The sequence below is a fragment of the Duganella sp. Root198D2 genome (assembly GCF_001428585.1).
Lineage (GTDB): Bacteria > Pseudomonadota > Gammaproteobacteria > Burkholderiales > Burkholderiaceae_D > Rugamonas.
In genome coordinates, this window is the sequence record NZ_LMIC01000013.1 from 96,559 (window position 1) to 102,856 (window position 6,298).

General features: G+C 57.1%; 7 protein-coding genes and 1 riboswitch. Of the genes, 1 reads left to right on the forward strand and 6 read right to left on the reverse strand.

Annotation, left to right across the window (positions count from 1 at the left end; genetic code table 11):
* Positions 1 to 19 precede the first annotated feature (19 nt).
* From ASE26_RS15055 to ASE26_RS15070, 4 genes are read right to left on the reverse strand one after another with little or no spacing between them, the layout of a single operon-like run.
* Positions 20 to 292: a BolA family transcriptional regulator gene (locus ASE26_RS15055; protein WP_055927964.1), complete on the reverse strand. Its 273-nt coding sequence runs from the start codon at positions 290 to 292 to the stop codon at positions 20 to 22.
* Complete coding sequence (locus ASE26_RS15060; RefSeq protein ID WP_307143558.1) at positions 289 to 993, reverse strand: septation protein A; 705 nt, start codon at positions 991 to 993, stop codon at positions 289 to 291. Before ASE26_RS15060 ends, ASE26_RS15055 begins: the two co-directional genes overlap by 4 nt.
* On the reverse strand, positions 923 to 1,321 hold the full coding sequence (gene msrB, locus ASE26_RS15065) for a peptide-methionine (R)-S-oxide reductase MsrB (protein ID WP_055927970.1): 399 nt from the start codon (positions 1,319 to 1,321) through the stop codon (positions 923 to 925). Before msrB ends, ASE26_RS15060 begins: the two co-directional genes overlap by 71 nt.
* Positions 1,322 to 1,329: 8 nt before the next feature.
* Positions 1,330 to 2,793, reverse strand: coding sequence for a YdiU family protein (locus ASE26_RS15070; RefSeq protein ID WP_082591376.1), 1,464 nt, complete (start codon positions 2,791 to 2,793; stop codon positions 1,330 to 1,332).
* A 234-nt stretch (positions 2,794 to 3,027) separates the two neighbouring features.
* Between ASE26_RS15070 and ASE26_RS15075 the strand changes: the two genes are divergently transcribed.
* Complete coding sequence (locus ASE26_RS15075) at positions 3,028 to 3,777, forward strand: PEP-CTERM sorting domain-containing protein (RefSeq protein WP_082507217.1); 750 nt, start codon at positions 3,028 to 3,030, stop codon at positions 3,775 to 3,777.
* A 56-nt stretch (positions 3,778 to 3,833) separates the two neighbouring features.
* Here the strand turns inward: ASE26_RS15075 and ASE26_RS15080 are convergent, their stop codons facing one another.
* Together ASE26_RS15080 and ASE26_RS31045 are read right to left on the reverse strand one after the other, a co-directional pair.
* Positions 3,834 to 5,600, reverse strand: coding sequence for a S8 family serine peptidase (locus ASE26_RS15080; RefSeq protein WP_055927975.1), 1,767 nt, complete (start codon positions 5,598 to 5,600; stop codon positions 3,834 to 3,836).
* Positions 5,601 to 5,704: 104 nt separating this feature from the next.
* Positions 5,705 to 5,793, reverse strand: a riboswitch (cyclic di-GMP riboswitch).
* A 269-nt stretch (positions 5,794 to 6,062) separates the two neighbouring features.
* On the reverse strand, positions 6,063 to 6,298 hold a 236-nt coding region (locus ASE26_RS31045; RefSeq protein ID WP_057246499.1), incomplete at its 5' end, for an Ig-like domain-containing protein.

The following is a 6,298-nucleotide window of genomic DNA, read 5'->3' on the forward strand; positions in this document are numbered from 1 at the left end:
CCCAAAAACTCCGCGCATATCATACTTCGGACGGTGCCAGTGCGGTAATGGCCAATGCATGAATTTCTTTATGCATCATATCGTGCACGGAATCATACACCAGACGATGGCGCATGACGAGTTTCACACCCTCGAATTTAGTAGAGACTATTTTCAGTCTGTAATGACCGCCGCCGGAGGCTGCGCCGGCATGGCCGGCATGCAGCGCGGACTCATCATCCAGCACGATTTCCGTCGGGGCCAGCGCCGCTTCCAGGCGCTCGCGGATCTTGGCCAGGCGCGGATCGCTCATGCTTCATCCTTAATATGTTTAGAGAGGTAGAAAGCCTGCGCGATAAAGAACACCAGCATCATTCCGGTAACACCGAAAGCCTTGAAATTGACCCAGGCGTCGTTATCCGACTTGAACAGGATGAAGGCGACAAACAGGTTGACGAAACCCAGCACCAGCCAGAAGGTAATCCACATGAAATGCAGGCGGACCCAGACGTGCTCAGGCAGCTGTACCTGCTTTTCCATCGCCACGCGAATCATGTTTTTATCAAAGAAGCGGTAAGCCACCAGCATTGCCGTAGCGAGCGACCAGTAGATAATGGTCGGCTTCCATTTGATAAAGCCATCGTCGTGGAAATAAATGGTCATGCCGCCAAATACGATAAACACTACAAGGGAAACCCATAGGGCACCATCGACTTTTTTGCGGCGCGCCAACAGATATAACACTTGCGCAGCAGTGCCGATAATACCGACGATGGTGGCAACAACGATCGCCGCTTGCGAAGCGGGAATTGCGCCGCCGGCAACCAGGTCGCCGAGGTGGGCATTCAACATGGCATGCGCCGCTTCCTGGTGGCTGCCGGCAAACTTGTAGCTGACAAAGAACAGAATCAGCGGAAACAGGTCGAAAATAATCTTCATCTTTTTAGGGCTTTGGTTCGAAGCGCAGCGAAGCCGAATTAATGCAATAGCGCAAGCCGGTCGGCGGAGGGCCATCGGGGAAGACGTGGCCCAGGTGGGCGTCACATACTGCACAGATGATTTCGGTGCGCAGCATACCATGCGAGCGGTCGGTTTTCTCTATGACATTGGCGGGATTGAGCGCCTTGAAGTAGCTCGGCCAGCCGCAACCTGAATCGAACTTCGCATCCGATTCGAACAGTGGCGTATTGCAGCACACGCAGGTATAGATGCCATGCTCGTGGTGGTCCCAGAACTTGCCGGTAAAGGCACGCTCGGTGGCCGCGTGGCGGGTCACCTGGTATTCCGTTGGATCGAGCTGGGCGCGCCATTCGGCGTCAGTCTTGACTACTTTGTCGCTCATTTTCTCTCTCACGAAGAGCAGCTTACCGAGAGCTGGCTGGACCAGTCCGGCGGGAAGCCTGCGTATTGTTCATTTTGTGTTTGCTCGTCGAAAGGGCGCTCGAGCATGGCCAGCAAGCGTTCTACTTCGGAAAAGTCTTTATTTTGCGCCTTTTCAATGGCGACCTGTGCCATATAGTTTCGCAGCACATATTTGGGGTTGACCTGATCCATCGCAAGTTTTCGCGCTGCATCATCGCTGTTTTCCGCGCGCAGACGCGCACGGTAAGCTTCGGCCCAGTGATCGAAAGCGGGGCGGTCGATGAACAGGTCGCGCAGCGGTTCGTCGCCTTCGGGACCGCCCGCGCGCAAGCCGCTGAGGCGGCGGAAGAAGATCGTGAAATCGGTGTGATTGGCTTGCAGAACGGCGAATAGGCCATCGAGCAGTTCGCGGTCCGCATCCTGTGTGGTCGTCAAGCCTAGTTTGGCGTGCAGCAGTTTGTCGATGTGGCGCGCGAACTCGGGCTGGTACGCATCGAGCGCTTCCTGTGTCAGCTCGACTTCGCCGATCAGCGGCAACAGCGCTTGCGCCAGGGCGTAGCAGTTCCAATGGCCGATTTGTGGCTGGTTTGAATAGGAGTAGCGTCCCTGGTCGTCGCTGTGGTTGCAGATCTGGTTGGCGTCGAAGCCATCCATGAAGCCGAACGGGCCGTAATCCAGGGTCAGGCCCAGGATCGACATATTGTCGGAATTCATTACACCATGCATGAAGCCTACGGCTTGCCAGTGGGCAATCATGCGCGCGGTACGGCGGCTTACTTCTTCCAGCAAGGCTGCGTAAGGATTTTCTTCCTCGCGAAGGGCTGGGTAGAAGCGCTCGATCACGTAATCGGCCAGTTGCTTCAATTCTTCCGGCTTGCGGTTGTAATACCAATGTTCGAACGAGCCGAAACGGACGAAGCTGGGCGCCATGCGCACCACGACAGCGGCCGTTTCGATCGACTCGCGGACGATGCCCTGGTCCGAGCCGACGACCGACAAGGCGCGGGTCGTTGGGATACCCAGGCCATGCATCGCTTCCGAGCACAGGAACTCGCGGATGGAGGAGCGCAGTACTGCACGCCCGTCACCCATCCTGGAATAAGGTGTCATGCCGGCGCCCTTCAACTGCAGCTCAACCGGACCGTCCGCAGTAGTGATATCGCCGAGCAGGATGGCTCGTCCATCGCCGAGCTGGCCGGCCCAGACACCGAACTGGTGGCCGGAGTAAACAGCTGCCAGCGGCTTTGAGCGTTCAGCAACACGATTGCCGATCAGGATTTCAAGCGTTTCCTGGGTTGAAAGCGCTGTGGGTTCGAGGCCGACCAGGCGTGCGGCTGAAGGACTCGCTGCAACCAGGTATGGCGCCGGCAGCGGCGTTGGCATCAGGTGCGTGAAGAAGGCGGGCGGCAGGCCCGCGAAGGAATTTTCAAAAGGGAAGTTTGCGGCGCTCATTTCCCCGCATTGTAACGCAGGCGAAGAGGGCCAGTTACCGTCCTAAGGGAAAACTAAGTATCGCTTTGCCCCTTGCGCAAGAATGCCTTTCTCACAAGTGACTTGCTGTCGAAAAGTTTTACACCTGATGACTGCGAAATCAATATGGCTGAGATTAACTGTTTGATTCTGCGGGGGGGTGACTTGCAGGCACGCTCTATGCATCTACTACGATACAACAACCAAGGGGGTGCCATGAAAATCTTGAAAACACTGTTGGGTGCAGCACTGAGTGTCGCCGCTTTGGCGGCTCCAATCGCCGAAGCTGGAACGATTACTTTCCAGTTCGGTAATAGTGGAGCGTATAGCGGGGATGTGCCTCCTGCAACCCAGGATATTTACGCAACTGCAACCCTCAACTGGGTAGACGGCGACACCATGGCGACTCTCGTGATGAGCGTCGGCCCTGGCTTGCCTACCGGTGCGTACGTCAATGATTGGTATTTTAACCTTGCTGGCGGCAACAATTTGACGGACGTCCAGTACGCTGGCGGCGTGGGCGATATTGAAGCGTCGAGCGTCTATTTTGGAACCCTGAATGGGTATAACGCAGACGGCGGCGGCTATTTCGACATGCGCTTCTCGTACTCCACCAGTGACCATCAACTGGGGGAAGGTGATGTCTCAACGTACACGCTCACCGCGCTGAGTGCTTTGTCCGCGGACGCCTTTAGCGACTTTTCGGTTCACAAAATCGGTAAGCAATGGGTGATAGATGGACGGATGATCCAGGCTGCAGTTCACGTGCAAGGCTACGAGGGCAGCGTGTGGCTGAAGCAATGTGACGATAATGGTGTGGATTGCGGTCCTCCAGTGATCGACTTCTGCACGGAAAACCCAACCGATCCAGCTTGCGTCGCTGTTCCAGAACCAGCAACCCTGGCCATCCTTGGCACCGGTCTGTTCGGCATGGCGCTGGCACGTCGCCGCAGGGGTAAGTGGTAATGACTAAGATTTCCGAAACCAGAACGGCAGCCTAGGCTGCCGTTCTTTTTTGTTACTTACCGGGTAACGTAGACCGTAGAGGTCGAAGTGTTGCCCGCCTTGTCGCGCGCAACCGCTTGCAGCGTGTGATTGCCGCGCGCCGCCTTGTTGGTGTTCCAGTTGTAGGACAGGCTGGAACCGGCACCGGAAGCAACCACGCCGCCGTCGACGTACAGCGACATCGAAATGCCCGCGCTGCCGCTATTGTCCGAAGCGTTGACCGAAACGGTCACGTTGCCGCGAACAGAACCTGCCACCGGGTTGGTAATCCGGACTACCGGCGCGGTGGTATCGGTGGCCGGCTGAGTCGTCGTCGTGTTTGCCACGTTCACCGAGACCGGCGAAGACGATGCGACGTTGCCGGCTGCATCATAGGCCACGGCAGTCAAGGTTGCCATGCCGTTGATAACTCCCTTGGTATCCCAGGCGAAGCTGAACGGTGCGGCGGTGTCGGAAGCGACCACGGTACTGTTGACTTTGAGCTCCACACGGGTAACGCCAACGTTATCCGATGCGTTGGCGGTAACGGTTGCGATGCCGGAAACCGTGCTGCTGGCGCCAGGAGAGGCAATCGCTACCGTCGGACGAGTCGTATCGGTGACGGGCACGGTGGTCGAGCTGCCAGCGGCCGCTACCGCAGCAGCAGCGTTGACGCGGCCATAGCCGAAGTAGATGTCACGTCCTGAAGTGCCGAGGTCGGTTGCCGTGGAAAACAGGATGTTCTGTACCTGGGCACCGGTCAGCGATGGATTTGCCGCCATGACAAGGGCACCGACTGCAGCCGCGATCGGGCTCGAGAAGGATGTGCCGGCCTGCATCCGGTAGCCACCGCCACGGGTGGTGGTGTAGATGTTGGTGCCTGGCGCCGACAACTGCACGAAGGAGCCGTAGCTGGAGAAGCTGGCCTTGGCGTCATAGGTATCGGTGGCCGACACGGCGATCATGGAATCGGTCGGGGTGAAGCCTTCGTTGATGTTGCTGTTGCCGGCGCCGACGAACACCAGGCCGTTCTTGCTCTTCATGTAGTTCGAAGCGCTGACCACGGCCGAGCTGCTTGGCAAGTAGGCATAGCTGGCGTTGGCAATACGGGCGCCGTGGTCGGCAGCGTAGGTGATACCGGCGGCGATCGCCGAGTAGGAACCCTGGCAGGATCCGGCCGAATTGAGGTAGCCGGTACGGATCGGCATGATCTTGGCTTTGCCGGCCACGCCCACCACGCCCAGGGCGTTGTTCAACGCGGCAGCTGCGCTGCCGGCAACTTCGGTGCCATGGCCGCAGACATCGCTGGAATTGGTGTTGTTGTCGATCGTGTTATAGCCAGGAACCATGTTGGCTGCCAGGTCGGGATGGCTGGCATCCACGCCCGAATCGATGATTGCGATGATGACGCCTGCGCCCTGGGATCTATCCCATGCCGTAGCCGCGCCGATCTTGTTGAGATGCCATTCGCTGCCAAAATATGGATCGTTGCTGGTGGCGGCGACATCCACAAGCTGGTCCAGCTCGGCGAACTTGAAGTGCGGATTGTGCTTGAGTTTGTTGGCGATGGCTTTTTCGGAGCCATGCGGCACATCGATGACGTGGATATTGCTTTGACCCAGTTTGCGGGCTTTGCCGGCGCCATGGATCTTGAGGTCCTTGGCGAATTCGTCTGCGCCCAGGCCGGCTTGGGGTTCGACGATGATGCGGCCAGCGATAAATTCTGGATCGGCGTGGTTTGGAGCGGAGAACGCCAGCGGGGTTACGGCGGCGAAGAGGAAGGCGAAATTGCTGAGTTTCTTCATTGAAAAGCGAGTCCTGTTTTCGGAGTTTCGGAAAAAAGGGACTGCCTCCCGCCCTGGAAAGGGCGGTTGAAGAGTACAGCGGGGACTTCAGTGTCACCGGTGTATCTGGCAGTCCAGCCGTCATAGACGCTTGCGCGCCGTTAGACCGTCGACTTTGCGTCCCGTGCTTTCGCACGGTTTGCCTTTGTCAGACTTCAAGTTCGATAGTAACTGATGATTTACCGTGCGGCAAATAAATTTGCCCGCAAATTACATCCTGAAACAAATCAATCTGAGCATTTGTGCAAAGTTGGCTTGCAAGATTGTAGCGATTAATAATATTCAGTCAAATCAATGAGTTAACTAATGGCGCGCGGAAATGGATATTAACTCAATTTCACTTGGCGACGCATTAATGGTTATTACTTGCTGATAATAAAAAAAGCCCGGCCGAAGCCGGGCTGTAACAGGGTATTTTATTAATTAGCGGGTCACTTGCACGGTGGTGGTGGAGGTGTTGCCAGCGGCATCCTTGGCCACAGCCTGGACAGTGTGGTTGCCGGCAGCGATCTTGCGGGTGTTCCAGCTGTAGGACAGGGAGGAACCGGCGCCGGATGCTTGCAGCTGGCCGTCGATGTAGACACTCATGTTGATGCCGGCCGAGCCGCTGTTGTCGGAGGCGTTCACGGTGACGTTCACAGTGCCGGACACCGAACCGG